Raw genomic sequence first — 18577 nt, 5'->3', positions numbered from 1 at the left:
GGATGATGGTCAGGTGACACAAGATCGACGAGCCGGCGAAGACGTCCCGGCTGTGCCCGCTCGAGACACTCCAGCCGAACCGGCTGGCTCGGTGTCCGAGTCGCCCGAATCGACACCTACGGCCGCACCGAAGGGCAAGCTGCGGCTGCCGCTACTGCTCACGATCGCTGGTGTGTTGCTGGCTCTCGACCTCCTCACCAAGGTCCTCGCGGTTGCGAATATCGACCCGCAGAAACCGGTCCGGATCATCGGCGACGTCGTGACGTTGACGTTGGTCCGCAACCCGGGCGCGGCGTTTTCGATGGCGACGGCGTGGACCTGGGTGCTGACCCTCGTAGCGGTCGCGGTCGTCATCGGTGTGGTGCGGATCGGTCGAAAGATGCGGTCGCTGTGGTGGGCGATCGGGTTGGGCATGGTGCTCGGCGGTGCACTCGGCAATCTCATCGACAGATTCTTCCGTTCGCCTGGACCGTTGCGCGGCCATGTCGTCGACTTCGTGTCCGTCGGGTGGTGGCCCGTTTTCAACGTCGCCGATTCGGCGATCGTGTGCGGTGCGATCCTGCTCGTCGGGCTGACGCTGTTCGGGTTCGAACCGGACGGCACCCGCGCGACGTCGAACGCCCGTAACGAGGACAGCTAGATGGGCGAAAGTAGGTCCATGCCGGTTCCTGACGGACTGGACGGCATGCGGGTGGACGCCGGCCTTGCGCGCCTGCTCGGTCTGTCACGAACAGCGGTCGCGACGATGGCGGAAGAGGGTGCGGTCCTCGTCGACGGCGTGCCGGTTGCGAAGTCCGATCGCCTCGGCGGTGGCAGTTGGCTCGAAGTCGCCTTGCCGGAACCCAAGCGCGAATTGACGATCGACGCCGAACCCGTCGAGGGCTTGACGATTCTGTACGCGGACGACGACATCGTCGCCGTCGACAAGCCGGTCGGCGTTGCGGCACACACCGGCGTCGGGTGGACGGGTCCGACGGTCATCGGTGGACTTGTCGCCGCTGGCTTCCGCATCTCGACGTCGGGCGCGCACGAGCGCCAGGGCATCGTGCAGCGGTTGGACGTCGGTACGTCGGGTGTCATGGTCGTCGCACAGTCCGAGCGGGCGTACACGGTGCTCAAGCGCGCCTTCAAGGAGCGAACGATCGAGAAGCGGTATCACGCTCTCGTGCAGGGTCATCCGGATCCGAGCAGTGGCACCATCGACGCTCCGATCGGTCGATCACGGAGCAACGACTGGAAGTTCGCGGTGACCGCAGACGGCAAACCCAGTGTCACGCACTACGACACGATCGAGGCGTTCCAGGCTGCCAGCCTGCTCGACATCCATCTCGAGACCGGTCGCACCCATCAGATCAGAGTGCATTTCTCGGCGATCCGGCATCCTTGCTGCGGCGACATCACCTACGGTGCCGATCCGAAACTTGCGCAGCGTCTCGGCCTCGAACGGCAGTGGCTGCATGCGAAATCGCTCGGTTTCGCGCACCCGAGCGACGGTCGTTGGGTAGAGATCACCAGCGAATATCCGGCGGATCTAGCGGCTGCGCTTGCCGTTCTTCGTGGTGCGTGACCGGTTCCGATCGTTGGCGCTCGTAGCGGGCGCTGTGGTCGCGTTGGTCGTCGTCGTTCTGGTTGCCGGCATTGCGAGCAAGCCGAACGACGCCTCGATTGCGACGGACCGTCTCGGTCCGGATCAGGGTGAGCAGGTCGACGCCTATCTGGAGCGGGCGCGCGCGACACTCGGCGAGACGGGGGAGCCGCGGTATGCCCTCGTTTCCTTCGCTACGGAACTGACACCTGAAGCGGCGGTGGAGGTGGCGGGCAACGTGCGGATCTCGCAGGTGCTGCATCGAGTTCCGATCGCGCGGGTCCAGACTCGACTGGTCGTCATCGATGTGCCCGACAGCAGCGCGGCAGTACTCGAATCGGCGAAATCGGCTGCCTCGCAACTCCTGTCGACGTCGGCACGCGACGACCGCGGCACCCGCGTCGATAGGGTGTCGGGTGCGCGGCTTGCGCAGGGCTGCGCCTGCGTTGTCGGACTCACGGTCCGCGGTACGACGCAGCAACTCACCGAATTGGCGCAGCGCGCCGGTGTTCGCGCTGTCGAAGCGTTGCCCGCGGACGCCGTGTTCGGCCGTTTCGCGGTCGCTCCGCTACTGCCCGAACAGACCGATGTCGTCGGTCCTGGCCCCGACGACGGCGAGATTCCGCCCGCCTAGTCGGCTGTGTCGGCGTCGTTGGCGCTCGCCATCCGAACTCCGATCCGGGACGCGATCTCGACGAGCACCATGCCGATCGCGCCGATGATCAGCGCGGCAACGGTCACGTCGACGTTGGTCGGATCGAGCTTGAAGAACGTTCGGGTGAACGGCAGCGCGAACAGGATCAGGTACCCGACCACCGAACCCGCGATCAGCACGATCTTCCACCAGTTGTACGGCCGCGCGACGATGGCGAGTACCCAGACGGCGATCATGATCAGCGTGATCAGTGCGGCCGTGCCTGCCTGGACCACCTGCTCGTCGGTCGCATCGGGCCCCGCGTACGCGATCAGGTACGAGACGAAGGTCGCGACTCCGATGACGATGCCGGACGGGATCGCCAACCGCATGACCCGCGGAACGAATCCGGTGCGAGCGCGTTCGTTGTTCGGGGCGAGCGAGAGAATGAACGCGGGGATGCCGATCGTGAACCATGCGGCGATCGTGACGTGCCTCGGCAGGAACGGGTATGGCACAGGATCGAAACCGAAGATCTGCGACACCACGCCGGTCAGGCCGATGAGGAACGCGAGCAGTACGGAATACACGGTTTTGGTGAGGAACAGATTCGAGACGCGCTCGATGTTGCCGATCACCCGGCGACCTTCGGCGACGACGTAGGGGAGCGTCGCGAACTTGTTGTCCAACAACACGATCTGCGCGACCGCCCTTGTCGCCGGGCTACCCGATCCCATCGAGACGCCGATGTCGGCATCTTTGAGAGCAAGAACGTCGTTGACGCCGTCGCCCGTCATCGCGACCGTGTGGCCGCGTGACTGCAGTGCCGCAACCATTTCGCGTTTCTGGTCGGGCCGAACTCTGCCGAAGGTCGTCGATTCTTCGAGTGTCGCGGCGAGTTGCTCACGTTCGGAAGGCAATTGGCGAGCGTCGATCGGTCGGTCGCCGCCGGGAAGCCCGAGCGACCCCGCGACGGCACCGACCGACACCGCGTTGTCGCCGGAGATCACCTTCACCGAAACATTCTGGCTGGCAAAGTAATCCAGCGTGTCCCTAGCGTCAGGGCGGACCCGCTGCTCGAGCACGACCAGTGCCTGCGGGGTGACGACACCTGGTGCGTCGGGTGCGTCGACGGGTCGGTCGCTGCTGCCGAGGAGCAGGACGCGCAGGCCGGCAGAGCCGATGTGTTCGGCGTTGCGGGCCATGTCGCTGTCGGGATCGAGCAGGATGTCCGGTGCGCCGAGCAGCCAATGGCCGTTGTCGCCGTAGGAAAGTCCGCTCCACTTCTTCGCCGACGAGAACGGCGCCACGCCGCTCTCGACCCAGCCGGGCTTGTCCGGAAAGGCCTCGGCCAGAGCCTGAACGCTCGCATTGGGACGCGGATCGTCGGCGGCCATCGACGCGAGTGCCTTCTGCAGTGTCTCTTCGGATTCGGCTCCCTCGGCGCGCTGCAGTTCCGAGAGCCGCATGCCGTTCTCGGTCAACGTTCCGGTCTTGTCGGCACAGACGACGTCGACGCGGGCGAGGCCTTCGATCGCAGGCAACTCCTGGACGAGGCACTGGCGCTGGCCGAGGCGAACGACACCGACCGCGAACGCGATCGACGTCATCAGCACAAGACCCTCCGGGACCATGGGCACGAGGGCGGCGACCATGCCGTTGACGGCGGGCCGCCACGACTGACCGCTCGAGAACAACTGGTTGTAGATGATCAGCGCGCCGGCTGGAATCATCAGGTAGGTAATGAATTTGAGGATCTTGTTGATGCCGGACTGCAACTCCGAATGCACGAGCGTGAACTTGCTCGCCTCGTCCGCCAGCTTCGCGGCGTAGGCGTCGCGGCCGACTTTGGTCGCGCGATACGCGCCGCTGCCCGCGACGACGTAACTGCCGGAGAGCACTTCCGCGTCGATGACCTTGTGCACGGGATCGGCCTCGCCGGTGAGCAGCGACTCGTCGATCTCGAGGCTGGAGGATTCGAGCACCGAGCCGTCGACGACGATCTGATCGCCAGGTCCGAGTTCGATGATGTCGTCGAGAACGACCTCTTTCGGCGATACCGCGTGCGCCTTGCCGTCTCGGCGCACGACGGGTTTGGCCTGACTGACGATCGCCAGCTTGTCGAGAGTCCGTTTGGCGCGGGTCTCCTGGATGATGCCGATGCTGCTGTTCGCCACGATCAGCAGACCGAACATGCCGTCGATGATCGAACCGGTCGCGACGACGAGGATGAACAGCACGCCGAGGATTGCATTGATTCGCGTGAACACGTTGGCGCGGATGATGTCCTTGACCGAGCGGCTCGCGCGGTCGGGTACGTCGTTGGACAGCCCCTTGGCACGCCGATCTTCGACTTCGGCCGAGGTGAGTCCGCTGCGCAGCGGTTCGTGTGTGGCGATCGACATGCGAAAAGGGTAGGCGTTCGCGGTCGGCCTTGGTGCCAGGACTCCGACGTCGGATGCGGTCGCTACCCTCGTTCGAGTGAAACCGACTACGGCGAGCCAGCAGCAGCCGTCGCAGTCGGGTCTCGCCTTCGGAGCGGGTGCCTACTTCATGTGGGGCTTGTTCCCCGCTTTCTTCGGTTTGCTTGCGTTCGCAGGGCCGATCGAGATCCTCGCGCACCGCATTCTGTGGACGCTCGTCGTGATGCTGATCGTTCTTGCGGTCCTCGGCCGGTTGGGGACGTTGCGGGGGATAGCGCCACGGGTGTGGTTGCTGGTCGCCGCCGCATCGGCCGCGATAGCGATCAATTGGGGTGTCTACGTCTACGGCGTGACGTCCGAGCAGGTCGTGCAGTGCGCCCTCGGCTACTTCATCAACCCGCTCGTCAGTGTGTTGCTCGGTGTCGTGATCTTCCGGGAGCGACTCGATCCCGCGCAGATCGTCGCGTTGGTGCTCGCCGGTGTCGCGGTCATCGTGTTGACGATCGATTACGGCCACCCGCCCTACATCGCGCTGATCCTTGCCTGCAGCTTCGCGACCTACGGTCTGGTCAAGAAGGTCGTCCCGCTCGATCCGCTACGCAGCCTCACCGCTGAAGGTCTGGTCGCGGCGCCTTTGGCTCTCGCCTACATCGGCTATCTGTTCGTCATCGGCACCGCAACGGTCGACGACAACGTCGGTCAGCTGCTGCTGTTGCTGGTCTGCGGACCGGTGACCACGTTGCCGCTGCTGTTCTTCGGCGCGGCTGCCCAACGCCTGCCGCTGGTCACGATGGGGATCCTGCAGTATCTGACGCCCGCGCTCCAGATGGCTTGGGGCGTAGCCGTTGTCGGTGAGGACATGCCCGGTTCCCGGTGGATCGGGTTCGGGCTGATCTGGATTGCGCTCGTGGTGTTCACAACCGACATGGTGTGGCGGGTGAGGCGGTCTCGTAGGCCACATCCGTAACAGTTGTCACGTGCCAGCGCGCCTCGTCGACGTGTCGGTCCACCCGCCTAGACTCGCTAGGACTCCAAACCCGAAAGGCCTCCCGTTGGCTGACTCGTTCGTTCATCTGCACAACCACACCGAGTACTCGATGCTCGACGGTGCGGCCAAGATTTCGCCACTTTTCGAAGAGGCGCAGCGGCTGGGAATGAACGCGGTCGGCATGACCGACCACGGCAACATGTACGGCGCGTCGGAGTTCTACAACTCGGCTATCAAGCACGACATCAAGCCGATCATCGGCATCGAGGCCTACATTGCGCCGGCGTCGCGCTTCGACACCAAACGCATCCTGTGGGGCGATCGCAGTCAGAAGTCCGACGACGTGTCAGGCAGTGGTTCCTACACACACATGACGATGGTCGCCGCCAACGCGACCGGCCTGCGCAACCTGTTCAAGCTGTCGTCGCGTGCCTCGCTGGAAGGTCAGCTCGGCAAGTGGGCGCGGATGGACGAGGAGATCATCGCCGAGCATGCCGAGGGGATCATCGCCACCACCGGTTGCCCGTCGGGTGAGGTGCAGACCCGGCTGCGGCTCGGCCACGACCGTGAGGCGCTCGAGGCCGCGGCCAAGTGGCAGGAGATTTTCGGGAAAGAGAACTTCTTCCTGGAACTGATGGACCACGGGCTTTCGATCGAACGGCGGGTTCGCGAGGGACTGCTCGAGATCGGCAAGACGCTCGACATTGCGCCGCTCGCGACCAACGACTGCCATTACGTCACCAAGGAAGCCGCCGAGAACCACGAGGCGCTGCTTTGCATCCAGACCGGTAAAACGCTCTCGGACCCGACGCGCTTCAAGTTCGACGGCGACGGCTACTACCTCAAGTCCGCAGCCGAGATGCGCGCACTGTGGGACGACCAGGTGCCGGGTGCCTGCGATTCGACGCTGTTGATCGCCGAGCGTGTCGAGTCCTACAAGGACGTGTGGACACACCGGGATCGGATGCCGATCTTCCCTGTGCCCGAAGGCGAAACGCAGGACACCTGGCTGCGTAAAGAGGTGATGGCCGGGCTGGACCGCAGGTTCCCGGACGGACCGACACAGGAATACCTCTCTCGCGCGGACTACGAAATCGGCGTCATCCTGGAGATGGGCTTCCCCGCCTACTTCCTCGTCGTCGGCGACTTGATCAATCATGCGAAAGCCGTCGGAATCCGCGTCGGTCCCGGTCGTGGATCGGCGGCGGGTTCGCTCGTCGCGTACGCGATGGGCATCACCAACATCGACCCGCTGCCGCACGGCCTGCTGTTCGAGCGGTTTCTCAATCCCGAGCGCGTGTCGATGCCCGACATCGATATCGACTTCGACGATCGCCGTCGCGGCGAGATGGTTCGCTATGCAACGGAGAAGTGGGGTAGCGACCGCGTTGCCCAGGTCATCACCTTCGGCACCATCAAGACCAAGGCTGCGATCAAGGACTCGGCGCGAGTTCAGTTCGGCCAGCCCGGGTTTGCGATCGCGGATCAGATCACCAAGGCCCTCCCGCCGCCGATCATGGCCAAGGACATCTCGGTCGCAGGTATCACCGACCCGACGCACGAGCGGTACAAGGAAGCAGCCGAGGTCCGCGCGCTCATCGATTCCAATCCCGATGTCGCGAAGATCTACAAGACCGCCCGCGGGCTCGAAGGGCTGATCCGAAACGCGGGTGTGCACGCGTGTGCGGTGATCATGTCCTCGGAGCCGCTGATGGACGCGATCCCGCTGTGGAAGCGCGCGCAGGACGGCGCGATCATCACCGGCTGGGACTACCCGTCGTGCGAGGCCATCGGGCTGCTCAAGATGGACTTCCTCGGCCTGCGCAACCTCACCGTCATCGGTGACGCGATCGAGAACATCAAGGCCAACCGCGGAATCGATCTCGATCTCGACGCCCTGCCGCTCGACGATCCCGCGACCTACGAATTGCTCTCTCGCGGTGACACTCTCGGTGTTTTCCAGCTCGACGGCAGTGCGATGCGCGATCTCCTGCGGCGTATGCAGCCGACCGGCTTCGAGGACATCGTCGCAGTGCTCGCGCTGTATCGGCCTGGTCCGATGGGCATGAACTCGCACAACGACTATGCCGACCGCAAGAACGGTCGACAAGAGGTAAAACCCATCCACGCGGAGCTCGAAGAACCGCTGAAGGTGATCCTCGGCGAGACGTACGGCCTGGTCGTTTACCAGGAGCAGATCATGCAACTTGCGCAAAAGGTCGCCGGGTACTCGCTCGGCCAAGCCGACCTGCTGCGTCGCGCCATGGGTAAGAAGAAGCTCGCCGAATTGGAGAAGGCGTACGCAGGCTTCCGGCAGGGCATGCTCGACAACAACTTCTCCGACGCTGCGATCAAAGCGCTGTGGGACACGGTTCTTCCGTTCGCCGGCTACGCGTTCAACAAGTCGCACTCGGCGGGCTACGGCTTGGTGTCCTACTGGACCGCCTTCCTCAAGGCGAACTATCCCGGCGAGTACATGGCAGGCCTGCTCACCAGCGTCGGCGACGACAAGGACAAAGCTGCCGTCTATCTCGCCGATTGTCGACGCCTCGGGATCACGGTCCTGCCGCCGGATGTCAACGAATCGGAACTCAACTTCGCGTCGGTCGGCACCGACATCAGGTTCGGGCTCGGCGCGGTACGCAACGTCGGGTCCAACGTGGTCGCCGCGATCATCGAAGCGCGCAAGGAGAAGTCGGCCTTCACCGACTTCTCGGACTATCTGAACAAGATCGACGCGACGGCCTGCAACAAGAAGGTCACCGAGTCGTTGATCAAGGCTGGCGGTTTCGACTCACTCGGCCATCCGCGCAAGGGCCTGTTGCTCGTGCACGCGGATGCGATCGACGCCGTGATGGGTACGAAGAAGGCCGAAGCGATCGGCCAGTTCGACCTGTTCGGTGGCGAAGGTGCCGACGAATCCATCTCGTCCGTCTTCAACGTCAAGGTCCCTGACGAAGAGTGGGAGACGAAACATCGTCTTGCCCTGGAACGCGAGATGCTCGGCCTCTACGTTTCCGGCCATCCGCTCAACGGCGTCGAACACGTACTCGCGGCGCAGTCGGACACTCAGATCGCGGCGATTCTCGAAGGTGACATCAAGGACGGCACCCAGGTGGTCGTCGGCGGCATTCTTGCTTCGGTCAACAGGCGGATCAACAAAAACGGTCTGGCGTGGGCGTCCGCGCAGATCGAGGATCTGGTCGGCAGCATCGAGGTGCTGTTCTTCCCGCAGGCCTACGCCGTGTACGGCATGGATATCAGCGAAGACTCCGTCGTCCTGGTGAAGGCGCGAGTGTCGGTACGCGACGACCGGATCTCACTCATCGCGAACGACCTTGCGGTGCCCGACCTTTCGTCGGTCGGCGTGGCGAAGCCGGTTGCGGTCAGCATTCCGACGAGGGTCTGCACCGAGGACAAGGTGCGCGCACTGAAGCGCATTCTGGCGAGCCATCCCGGCACGGCGGACGTGCATCTGCGGTTGGTCAGCAACAACAAGACCACCATGTTGAAGGTGGACGACAGTTATCGCGTCACACCGTCGTCAGCGTTGATGGGTGATCTGAAAGCTCTACTCGGACCTGGATGCTTGCCGGTATGAACCGAGAATCCAGACGACCGCGCTTGCTGCGGCCGCCGAGAGCACCGCGACGGGCGGCGTCTGGATTACCAGGAAGACGAGCATCAACACAAGCAGACCGGCGGCGAGAGCTTCCAGTTTGAAGAGCGGCCATTCGGTGCCGGCGATGGAGAGAGTCTTGGGAGCAGCGTTACCCGCGAAGCCCTCGTGCTGCATAGTCGCCATGGATTCAGGGTATACGCATCAGAGATTTCGGTCCAACGAACATTGAAGTCGTCGACGAAAAACATCGGCGTCGGGAATCACAGACGAACGCAAGGAGTTGTCAGCGATATGCCTCTAACCGGTGAATACGAACCCAGCCCATCCGATTGGGCCCGCAAGCAAGCCGAGACCTTCGAGCAGTCGGGCGGCACCAAAGCCAACACGCTGCAGGGCGTGCCGATCATCCTGCTCACAACCAAGGGTGCCAAGTCGGGCAAACTGCGCAAGACGCCGTTGATGCGCGTTGAGCACGAGGGTGAGTACGCCGTGGTGGCGTCGCTGGGTGGCGCTCCGAAGCATCCGGTGTGGTACCACAACATCGTCGCCGAACCGCTCGTCGAGTTGCAGGACGGACCGACGAAACGCGATTACAACGCACGCGAAGTCCACGGTGACGAGAAGGCAACCTGGTGGGAGCGCGCGGCCGAAGTGTGGCCTGATTACAACGAATATCAGAAGAAGACGGACCGCGAGATCCCGATCTTCGTTCTCTCCGCTGCTTAGAGGGTTTGTTGGCTGCGACCCAAGTGGCCATCGCGGTGGTTCGGGTGACAGCATGTTCGGGTGTCTACTTCGCAACACGTCGCTGAACTACAGGATTCTCGTTCCGCTCTCACCGCGGACGAGATCGACGCTGCCGCGAAGCGAATTTCCGAGGTCATCGCGGCGACGCCGCTGCAGCGCAGCGATCGACTGTCGGCGGCCACCGGGGCGAACGTCTTCCTCAAGCGTGAAGACCTGCAGGTGGTTCGGTCGTACAAGATCCGAGGCGCGTACAACCTGATCGTGCAGCTCTCCGATGCCGAGCGCGCAGCAGGCGTCGTCGCGGCGAGCGCGGGCAATCACGCCCAAGGTGTCGCGTTCGCCTGCCGCGCGATGGGTATCGACGGCCGCATCTACGTACCGTCCAACACGCCGAAGCAGAAACTCGATCGCATCCGCGTCCACGGCGGTCGTTACGTCGTGGTGATCGCAACCGGCACGACGTACGACGAAGCCGCCGCCGCCGCTGCGGCCGACGTCGCGCGCACCGGAGCGACGATGGTGCCACCCTTCGACGACGTGCGAACCGCGGCAGGTCAGGGCACGATCGCCGCCGAGATCCTCGAACAACTCGACGGTCTTCCGGACACGGTCATCGTTCCGGTCGGTGGTGGCGGATGTATAGCGGGTGTGGCGACCTACCTTCGCGAACGAACCCCCACCACGGCGATCGTCGGCGTCGAACCGGCAGGTGCAGCCTCCATGACGGCTGCGCTCATCGCCGGCGGCCCGGTCACGCTGCCAGAGATCGATCCTTTCGTCGACGGCGCCGCGGTGCGACGGATCGGCGATCTGCCCTACAAGACGCTGTCGGGTCTCGGTGCGCGCGCGTTCTCGCATGGTTCGTTGCCGCTGGTCTTCACGACGGAATCCGCAGCAGGGTCCGGCGCATTTGCCATGACGCACGTCGACGAGGGTGCCATCTGCACGGCGATGCTGGAGCTGTATCAGAACGAAGGCATCATCGCCGAGCCCGCTGGTGCGTTATCCGTTGCGGCACTGGAGAATCTGCGGGTCGAGCCAGGATCGACCGTCGTCTGCCTCATCTCAGGAGGCAACAACGACGTCTCCCGCTACGGCGAGATCCTGGAACGCTCCCTGGTGCACCTCGGTCTCAAGCACTACTTCCTCGTCGACTTTCCGCAGGAACCCGGCCAACTGCGGCGCTTCCTCGACGAGGTACTCGGCCCGCAAGAGGACATCACGCTGTTCGAGTACGTGAAGCGGAACAACAGGGAGACCGGTGCCGCACTCGTCGGCATCGAACTAGCTGCTGCAGAAGGACTTTCCGGCCTGCTCGAACGGATGGACAAGTCGCGGATGCAATGCGAGCGCCTCGAGCCGGGTTCGCCGGCGTACCGATATTTGACGTAGGCGGCGACGCACGAGGCGCGCAGCGCCCTATGTTTTGCGGTTCGTCTCCAGCACCGCGAACGAATGACCTGGAATCGTCGTAGTCGCACCGGTTTCGGCGCTGGTCGGCTCCTCCCACCACAGGATCGGGGTGCCCCCGACGGGGACTACAACCGGGTCGGGACCGAGATTGGCAGCGATCCGTAAAGTGCCACGTCGCAGCACAATCCAGCGCTCGTCCTCGTCGTAGTCGGCGGTGAGCTCGGTGAGCCACGGGTCGGTGATCTCGGACCGGGTGCGACGCAGCGTCAGCAGGCTGCGATAGCAATCGAGCAGCCGCGCGTGCGGTTCGGAATCCAGCTCGGACCAGTCGAGCTTGGACCGCGAAAACGTCTCGGGGTCTTGCGGATCCGGAATGTCGTCGGTGTTCCAGCCATGCGCGCCGAACTCGGCCTTGCGGCCCTTCGCCGTCGCTTCGGCGAGTTCGGGTTCGGGGTGGGAGGTGAAGAACTGAAATGGGGTGCTCGCACCCCATTCCTCGCCCATGAACAACATCGGCGTGTACGGCGAGAGCAACACGAGCGCGGCCTTGATCGCCAATTGTCCTGCAGCCAAATACGACCCGGGTCGGTCGCCGATCGCGCGGTTACCGATCTGATCGTGCGTGCAGGTGTAGGCCAAGAACGAACTTGCGGGGGTACGTCGGATATCGATCGGTCTGCCGTGTTGCCGCCCGCGAAAGCTGGAATACGTTCCAGCATGAAAGAATCCGTGTTCGAGGGTGCGAACAAGGCCGGACAGCGATCCGAAATCCCCGTAGTAGCCCTGCTGTTCGCCCGAAACAGCGCTGTGGATCGCGTGATGGATGTCGTCGTCCCACTGCGCTGTCAGTCCGTAGCCGCCTGCCGAGCGCGGCGAGATCAACCGCGGATCGTTGAGGTCGCTCTCGGCGATCAACGACAACGGCCTGCGCAGATGTGCGGACAATCTGGCGGTTTCGACGGCCAACTCTTCGAGCAGATGAATCGCGGTGTGATCGACGAGGGCGTGGACAGCATCCAAACGCAGTGCGTCGATGTGGAATTCACGGAACCAACGCAGCGCGTTCTCGATGATGTAGCGGCGGACTTCGTGCGACTCGGCACCTGCGATGTTGATGGTCCTGCCCCAGGTGTTGGCACCCTCGGCCAAGTACGGACCGTAGCGGTCGAGATAGTTGCCGGACGGTCCGAGGTGGTTGTAGACGACGTCGAGAACAACGGCCAGACCACGAGCATGGCAGGCGTCGACGAGGCGCTGCAATCCAGCCGGACCTCCGTAGGGCTCGTGCACGGCATACCAGAGCACACCGTCGTAGCCCCAGTTGTGTACGCCGTTGAACGCATTGACGGGCATGATCTCCACGTGTGTCACACCGAGATCGGCCAGGTAGTCGAGGCGTTCGATCGCTGCGTCGAAAGTCCCTGCCTCGGTGAAGGTTCCGGTGTGCAACTCGTAGACGACGGCACCGGCGAGCTGGCGACCGGTCCAGGCGGCGTCGGTCCAGCCGGCCTCGTCGAGCACGGCCAGCTGCGAGGGTTCGTGAACACCTGCGGGTTGTCGCGGTGACCGAGGGTCGGGCAATACGGTCGAATCGTCGTCGAGGACGAAGCCGTAGCGTGAATCCGGTTGGGCAGCAACATCGGCACGCCACCAGCCGGACGCGTCTCGCTGCATCGCGTGGATGTCGCCGTCGAGATACAGACCGACCGAGCGGGGGATCGGGGCCCAGACTTCGAAGCGATGTATGGAACTCATGTACTCGAGCATGCCCTACATCGCGCCGGTAATCAGGGCGGCAGCCATACCGAGGTAGATCGCCAGCACAACGAACAGGACCCAGCCTGCGCCGTGCCAGATTCGCCACTCGTCGTTTCGGCGCCACACCTGGTAGGTGCGAACGAACGCACCGACCGCGCCGACCAGCAGCAGCGTGGACGGAACATAGGTGATCGCCGCGCGCGCTGTGCTGTGACATGCGAGAACGGTGTCGTCGGCGCAATCGTTGTCGCTGGCGGCAACCCAGACTGCCGAAATGATCAGAACGATCAGCGCTAGCGAGACAACCGCGAGTGTGTACAACTGGGCATCGCGTGCTGTCTTCTGGCGTCCATCCACTACAACCTCCGTACTAGGTACGGATTTGGTTACCCGTCCGAGGCTCGAACGAAACCGCGCGGTCAGTGCCGCTCCGAGCGCGCCGGGGTGTCAGGACGCTTCGACGGCGGCCTTGATCCGTTCGGCGAACGCAGGAGCGTCCTTTGCCGCGGCCTTTCGAGCGAACCCGACGATGAGCTTGCCGATGCCGTGTCCAGCAAACGAATTGAACACGGTGACGCGGGTCTGCGAGTCGCCGATCGCCTCCAGGTCGTAGCCACCTTCGGTGACCGTGATGTTGTTCTTCGACCGCTCGCTCCAGCGGATCCTTGTCGGCGCGACGAAGTCGACCAATTCGAATTCGCGATGGGTGGTCATGCCTGCATCCTTGACAGTGCTGACGAAGATCGTGCCGAGCCCGGGAGGTCCCTCGGTCTTCTTGGCCATCTCGACGACGCGCGGACTGAACTTCGGGTCGTTCGTTCCCGCTGCGAGGAATTCGAAAACGTCGGCGATAGGTCGGTCGATCACGGCGGTACCGCTGAACTGTCCGGGCATCGGAACTCCTAGATTGTCGACTGGAATCAGCGTACGAGCAGCGCGACCGGAAGGCGGGAAAACAGCGAGGCCGCATCGATCCTGCCGGAGTGGGTCGAGCCGGACAGTTGGTCACTCCACTCACCGTCGGGCAGGGTCAGCGCGGTATCACCCCATCCGGTCTCGCTCAACCGAACCGAGTGCCGCGTGGTCAGAGCGATTACATCCGGCGCCTGACCGGGTCGACCTCGACCGAAACCGAGTAGGTGTCCCGCGCGCTCGCCATCGGCGAACACGGGTGTGTAACTGCCGCCGACGAACGACTCGGCGCGTTGCCTGCGCAACCAGAGCGCGTGCGCGACCACCCACAGCTTGGCTGCGCCGCTGCCATCGACCGGCGGCGGCTCCTTCGCTGCGGCAAGCAACCCTCGGCGAGCATCGAAGTCGACAAGGCGTCGGTTGTCGGGATCGACGAGCGAGTCCTCCCACACCTCGGTGCCCTGATAGACGTCGGGTATCCCGGGCCCGCACAGATGTAAGAGCTTCTGCCCCAACGAATCCGACCAACCATGCGGAGCGAGTCGCGCTACGAGGGCGGTCATCGACACCCCCGCAGGCCCATCGATGACAGTATCCAGCCAGGTGTGCAGCGCTTCTTCGAACTCGGTGTCGACGTCGTTCCAGGTCGTGCGTACGCCGGCCTCGCGTATCGCTTTTTCCGCATAGGCGTGGATGCGCTCACGCAGCGCCGGTACGGTGTCCACGCCGGCGCCGTCGGCAGGCCAGACCCCGAACATGTTCTGCAACAGAAACATTCCGGTGGCGGGGTCGGGGCTCGGTGCCACTTTTTCGGACTCGGTAACGAAGTCGGACCACTCCTGCGCAGCCTGCGAGAGAACGCCGATGCGAGCGCGTACGTCCTCGCCACGTTTTGTGTCGTGCGTCGACAACGTCGTCATCGCCATCGGCCAGCGGTTGGCGCGCTCTGCATTGGCCAGATGGAACTCGTTGGGGGAGTGTCCGAATCGAGCTGGGTCCCCGCCTACTTCCTGTAGGGAGACGAGGCGGTTCGCTCGATAGAACAGGCAGTCTTCGACAGCCTTCGCCGTGACAGCTCCGCACACCTGGCTGAACCGGGTCGCGGCCTCTCCATCGGCTATCAATGCCCGGGTGAGGACCGAAAGCGGTTCCGTCAGTTCCGGTTTGCGCCTCTCGACAGCGCCGATCACACGGGTGAGTGTTCCTGCCAACGGCTCGTAGTCTGCGCGGTAGACGCGCATCGAGGCGAGCACTTCGACCGTCGCGACAGCCAGTGCAACGGCGTCGCCCGAATTCGGTACCTCGCGCGCAATGGCGGCGACGAGACGACGAACCTCAGGGGCGAGGTCCGTTTGCGCGACAGTCCGTTTGAGCACGGACTCGGTGTCGTCGAGCCATTCCGCATCGGCCGCGACGCCCGTTCGGTCGTGCACCAATCGAGTCAACGTCGCCTCGCCGGACCGATCGACGAAGACGCCGCCGAGTTCGGCCAAAGCGTCGTAACCGGTAGTGCCGTCGATCGGAAGTGTGGCGTCGAGTGGTTCCTCGGCGCCGAGGATCTTCTCGATTACCAACCATCGGTTCGGACCAAGTAGCGCGCGCAACCGCGCCAGATACGCTGCGGGGTTGGACAATCCATCTGGGTGGTCGACACGAATCCCGTCGACGATGTCGTCTGCTACCCATTCGGCGACCTGGGAATGAGTCGCGTCGAAAACGCGCGGATCTTCTTGGCGAACGGCCGCGAGCGTGCTGACGGCGAAGAAGCGCCGGTAGGTGGCCAGACCTACCCGCCAGTTGACCAGTCGGTAAGCCTGCCGGTCGTGGACGGCGAGGGGATTGCCGTCTGCGGTACCGGGTGCCAGCGGGAACCGCATGTCGTGGAACGCCAGCATCGGCTCGGCACCGGAGCGGTCGACTGCCAAAGCGGCGGCATCGTTTTCGCCATCGAGGACGCCGATCGCGATCCGGCCACCCGCGCCGTTCTCCGCGCCCCAGTCGATGTCGAAGAAGTCGGCGTACACCGAGTTTCGGCCGTTCTTCAGCACGTCCCACCACCACGCGTTCTGTGCAGCATCAGCGACACCGACGTGGTTGGGAACGATGTCGACGATCAAACCCATATCGCGGGTATGCAATTCGGCTCGAAGAGAGCGCAACGCAGCCGAACCGCCGAGTGCAGCCGAGACACTGGTCGGATCGGTGACGTCGTAGCCGTGCTGCGATCCGTCCGCTGCCGAGAGGATCGGCGACAGGTACAGATGCGATACGCCGAGACGCTGCAGATAGTCAGCGACTGCGCGAGCATCATCGAGGGTGAACGCGTCGCCGCGCAGTTGCAGTCGGTACGTCGCGCTAATCGGGATCGACGTCATGCTGTGCGGCGAAGGACGAGTAGGGACCGGGCTGCGACTGTGATGGCTTCTCCTGCAGTAAGTGTGACGTCCGCCAGACCTGTCGGTTCCGACGTGTCGATGGCGACCGACCATTCGGAGGCGTAGAGACTGCCGGGTGTGGAGAACTCGAGTTCGGCATCGTGGGCGTTGAAACACAGCAGAAACGAGTCGTCGACAACACGCTCGCCGCGTTGATTCGGCTCCGGAATCCCGTCGCCGTTGAGGAACACGGAGAGCGATTTACCGAAACCGCTGTCCCAGTCCTCGGGTGTCATCTCGTCGCCGGACGGTGTGAGCCACGCGATGTCGCGGGTTTGATCACCCGTCCTGATCGGTTGACCTTCGAAGAACCTGCGGCGCCGGAAGACCGGATGTTTGCGTCGCAGGGTGATGACGTTGCGGGTGAACTCGAGCAGGTCGGCGTTTTTGTCGAGGAGTGACCAATCCACCCACGACAACTCGGAGTCTTGGCAGTAGACGTTGTTGTTGCCCTGCTGGGTTCGGCCGATCTCGTCACCGTGCGCGAGCATCGGCGTGCCCTGACTCAACAGCAATGTGGCGAGGATGTTGCGGCTCTGCCGTGCGCGCAGTTCGAGTACGTCGGGGTCGTCGGTCGGACCTTCCACGCCGCAGTTCCACGAACGGTTGTGGCTCTCGCCGTCGTTGTTGTTCTCGCCGTTGGCCTCGTTGTGCTTCTCGTTGTAGGAGACGAGATCTCGCAGCGTGAAGCCGTCGTGTGCGATGACGAAATTGATGCTTGCGCTGGGTCGTCGACCGGTCGCCTCGTACAGGTCCGACGATCCGGTGAGGCGAGATGCGAACTCTCCCAACGTCGCCGGCTCGCCACGCCAGTAATCGCGCACGGTGTCGCGGTACTTGCCGTTCCATTCGGTCCACAGTCCGGGGAAGTTGCCGACCTGATAGCCGCCTTCGCCGACGTCCCACGGTTCGGCGATCAACTTGACCTGGCTGACGACCGGATCCTGTTGCACGAGATCGAAGAACGCGGACAGCCGGTCCACATCGTGCAATTCGCGCGCGAGCGTCGAGGCTAGGTCGAACCGGAAGCCGTCGACATGCATTTCCAACACCCAGTACCGCAGCGAGTCCATGATCAGCTGCAGCGTATGCGGATGACGGGCGTTGAGGCTGTTGCCGGTTCCGGTGTAGTCCATGTACATCGCGAGATCGTCGTCGACGAGTCGGTAGTACGCGGCGTTGTCGATGCCGCGGAAATTGATGGTCGGGCCTTTGTGGTTGCCTTCGGCAGTGTGGTTGTAGACGACGTCGAGGATCACTTCGATACCTTCGGCATGGAAGGCTCGCACCATCGCCTTGAATTCCGAGACCGTCACGCCGGGCTTGTCGGCCGATGCGTACTCGTTGTGGGGTGCGAGAAATCCGAAGGTGTTGTATCCCCAGTAGTTTCGCAAGCCCTGGTCCAGCAGGGTCTGATCCTGCATGAACTGGTGCACCGGCATAAGCTCGATTGCGGTGACGCCCAAGGTCTTCAGGTAGTCGATGACCACCGGATGCGCGAGCCCGGCATACGTTCCGCGCAGTTCCTCGGGAATGCCGGGATGTGTTGCCGTCAAGCCTTTTACGTGAGCCTCGTAGATCACGGTGTCGTGGTATGCCCGCTTCGGAGCACGGTCGTTGGCCCAGTCGAAAAACGGGTTGATGACCACGGTGCTCATGGTGTGCCCGAGAGTGTCTTCGCCGTAGGTGATCAGCGACGAGTCACCGTCGAATTTGCCGTCGAACGCCTTGCCGTACGGATCGAGCAGCAATTTGCTCGGGTCGCACCGATGGCCGTTTTCGGGTTCGTAGGGGCCGTGCACCCGCCACCCGTAGCGCTGACCGGGGGCAACCGACGGTAGGTAGGCGTGCCAGACGAAGCCGTCGACCTCTTCGACCGGGATACGCGTTTCGGTGCCGTCCTTGGCGATCAGGCACAACTCCACAGCATCGGCGACTTCGGAGAAGATCGAGAAGTTCGTGCCTGCCCCGTCGTAGGTGGCGCCCAGTGGGTAAGCGGTACCCGGCCAGACCGCCAGCGGGTGCGGTTCGGCGTGCTCGCTATCGGGCTTGACCATGTC

General features: G+C 63.6%; 14 protein-coding genes. 7 read left to right on the top strand and 7 right to left on the bottom strand.

The window, feature by feature from the left end; all coding sequences use genetic code 11:
* Positions 1–13 precede the first annotated feature (13 nt).
* From lspA to JGU71_RS22745, 3 genes are read left to right on the top strand one after another with little or no spacing between them, the layout of a single operon-like run.
* A complete protein-coding gene (lspA, locus tag JGU71_RS22755; protein ID WP_372433216.1) occupies positions 14–640 on the top strand; it encodes a signal peptidase II in 627 nt (208 codons plus the stop codon).
* On the top strand, positions 641–1567 hold the full coding sequence (locus JGU71_RS22750; protein ID WP_199706791.1) for an RluA family pseudouridine synthase: 927 nt from the start codon (positions 641–643) through the stop codon (positions 1565–1567).
* Complete coding sequence (locus JGU71_RS22745) at positions 1560–2219, top strand: hypothetical protein (RefSeq protein WP_307829788.1); 660 nt, start codon at positions 1560–1562, stop codon at positions 2217–2219. Before JGU71_RS22750 ends, JGU71_RS22745 begins: the two co-directional genes overlap by 8 nt.
* Here JGU71_RS22745 and JGU71_RS22740 read toward each other — a convergent pair.
* A complete protein-coding gene (locus JGU71_RS22740) occupies positions 2216–4624 on the bottom strand; it encodes a cation-translocating P-type ATPase (RefSeq protein ID WP_199706790.1) in 2409 nt (802 codons plus the stop codon). The two genes, JGU71_RS22745 and JGU71_RS22740, sit on opposite strands and share 4 nt — an antisense overlap.
* 76 nt (positions 4625–4700) lie before the next feature.
* Between JGU71_RS22740 and rarD the strand changes: the two genes are divergently transcribed.
* Entirely contained in the window at positions 4701–5609 is a 909-nt protein-coding gene (gene rarD, locus JGU71_RS22735) for an EamA family transporter RarD (RefSeq protein ID WP_307829787.1), read from the top strand.
* 85 nt (positions 5610–5694) lie between these two features.
* Positions 5695–9231 carry a DNA polymerase III subunit alpha gene (gene dnaE, locus JGU71_RS22730; protein ID WP_199706789.1) on the top strand — a complete coding sequence of 1179 codons (3537 nt, stop codon included), beginning with the start codon at positions 5695–5697 and terminating at the stop codon, positions 9229–9231.
* Here dnaE and JGU71_RS22725 read toward each other — a convergent pair.
* Positions 9202–9435 carry a hypothetical protein gene (locus tag JGU71_RS22725; RefSeq protein WP_233529929.1) on the bottom strand — a complete coding sequence of 78 codons (234 nt, stop codon included), beginning with the start codon at positions 9433–9435 and terminating at the stop codon, positions 9202–9204. The two genes, dnaE and JGU71_RS22725, sit on opposite strands and share 30 nt — an antisense overlap.
* Before the next feature lie 108 nt (positions 9436–9543).
* On the opposite strand from JGU71_RS22725, the gene JGU71_RS22720 reads away from it, so the two are divergent.
* Together JGU71_RS22720 and ilvA are read left to right on the top strand one after the other, a co-directional pair.
* Positions 9544–9978: a nitroreductase family deazaflavin-dependent oxidoreductase gene (locus tag JGU71_RS22720; RefSeq protein ID WP_199706788.1), complete on the top strand. Its 435-nt coding sequence runs from the start codon at positions 9544–9546 to the stop codon at positions 9976–9978.
* Between the two features lie 60 nt (positions 9979–10038).
* Positions 10039–11391 (top strand): threonine ammonia-lyase IlvA, encoded by a 1353-nt coding sequence (ilvA, locus tag JGU71_RS22715; protein WP_199706787.1) that lies wholly within the window; start codon positions 10039–10041, stop codon positions 11389–11391.
* 27 nt (positions 11392–11418) lie between these two features.
* Here the strand turns inward: ilvA and treZ are convergent, their stop codons facing one another.
* The 5 genes from treZ to glgX all read right to left on the bottom strand — a co-directional run bounded on the left by treZ (position 11419) and on the right by glgX (position 18574).
* Positions 11419–13158, bottom strand: coding sequence for a malto-oligosyltrehalose trehalohydrolase (gene treZ, locus JGU71_RS22710; protein WP_199706935.1), 1740 nt, complete (start codon positions 13156–13158; stop codon positions 11419–11421).
* Positions 13159–13182: 24 nt separating this feature from the next.
* Complete coding sequence (locus JGU71_RS22705; protein WP_199706786.1) at positions 13183–13527, bottom strand: hypothetical protein; 345 nt, start codon at positions 13525–13527, stop codon at positions 13183–13185.
* A 90-nt stretch (positions 13528–13617) separates the two neighbouring features.
* Positions 13618–14064: an SRPBCC family protein gene (locus JGU71_RS22700; protein ID WP_199706785.1), complete on the bottom strand. Its 447-nt coding sequence runs from the start codon at positions 14062–14064 to the stop codon at positions 13618–13620.
* A gap of 26 nt (positions 14065–14090) precedes the next feature.
* Positions 14091–16457: a malto-oligosyltrehalose synthase gene (treY, locus tag JGU71_RS22695; protein ID WP_233529927.1), complete on the bottom strand. Its 2367-nt coding sequence runs from the start codon at positions 16455–16457 to the stop codon at positions 14091–14093.
* Positions 16454–18574, bottom strand: a complete 2121-nt coding sequence (glgX, locus tag JGU71_RS22690; RefSeq protein WP_199706784.1) for a glycogen debranching protein GlgX — start codon at positions 18572–18574, stop codon at positions 16454–16456. Before glgX ends, treY begins: the two co-directional genes overlap by 4 nt.
* Positions 18575–18577: the final 3 nt, after the last annotated feature.

This window comes from Antrihabitans stalagmiti, assembly GCF_016482825.1.
Taxonomy (GTDB): Bacteria; Actinomycetota; Actinomycetes; order Mycobacteriales; family Mycobacteriaceae; genus Antrihabitans; species Antrihabitans stalagmiti.
This window is presented reverse-complemented; position numbering and strand designations above follow the sequence as displayed.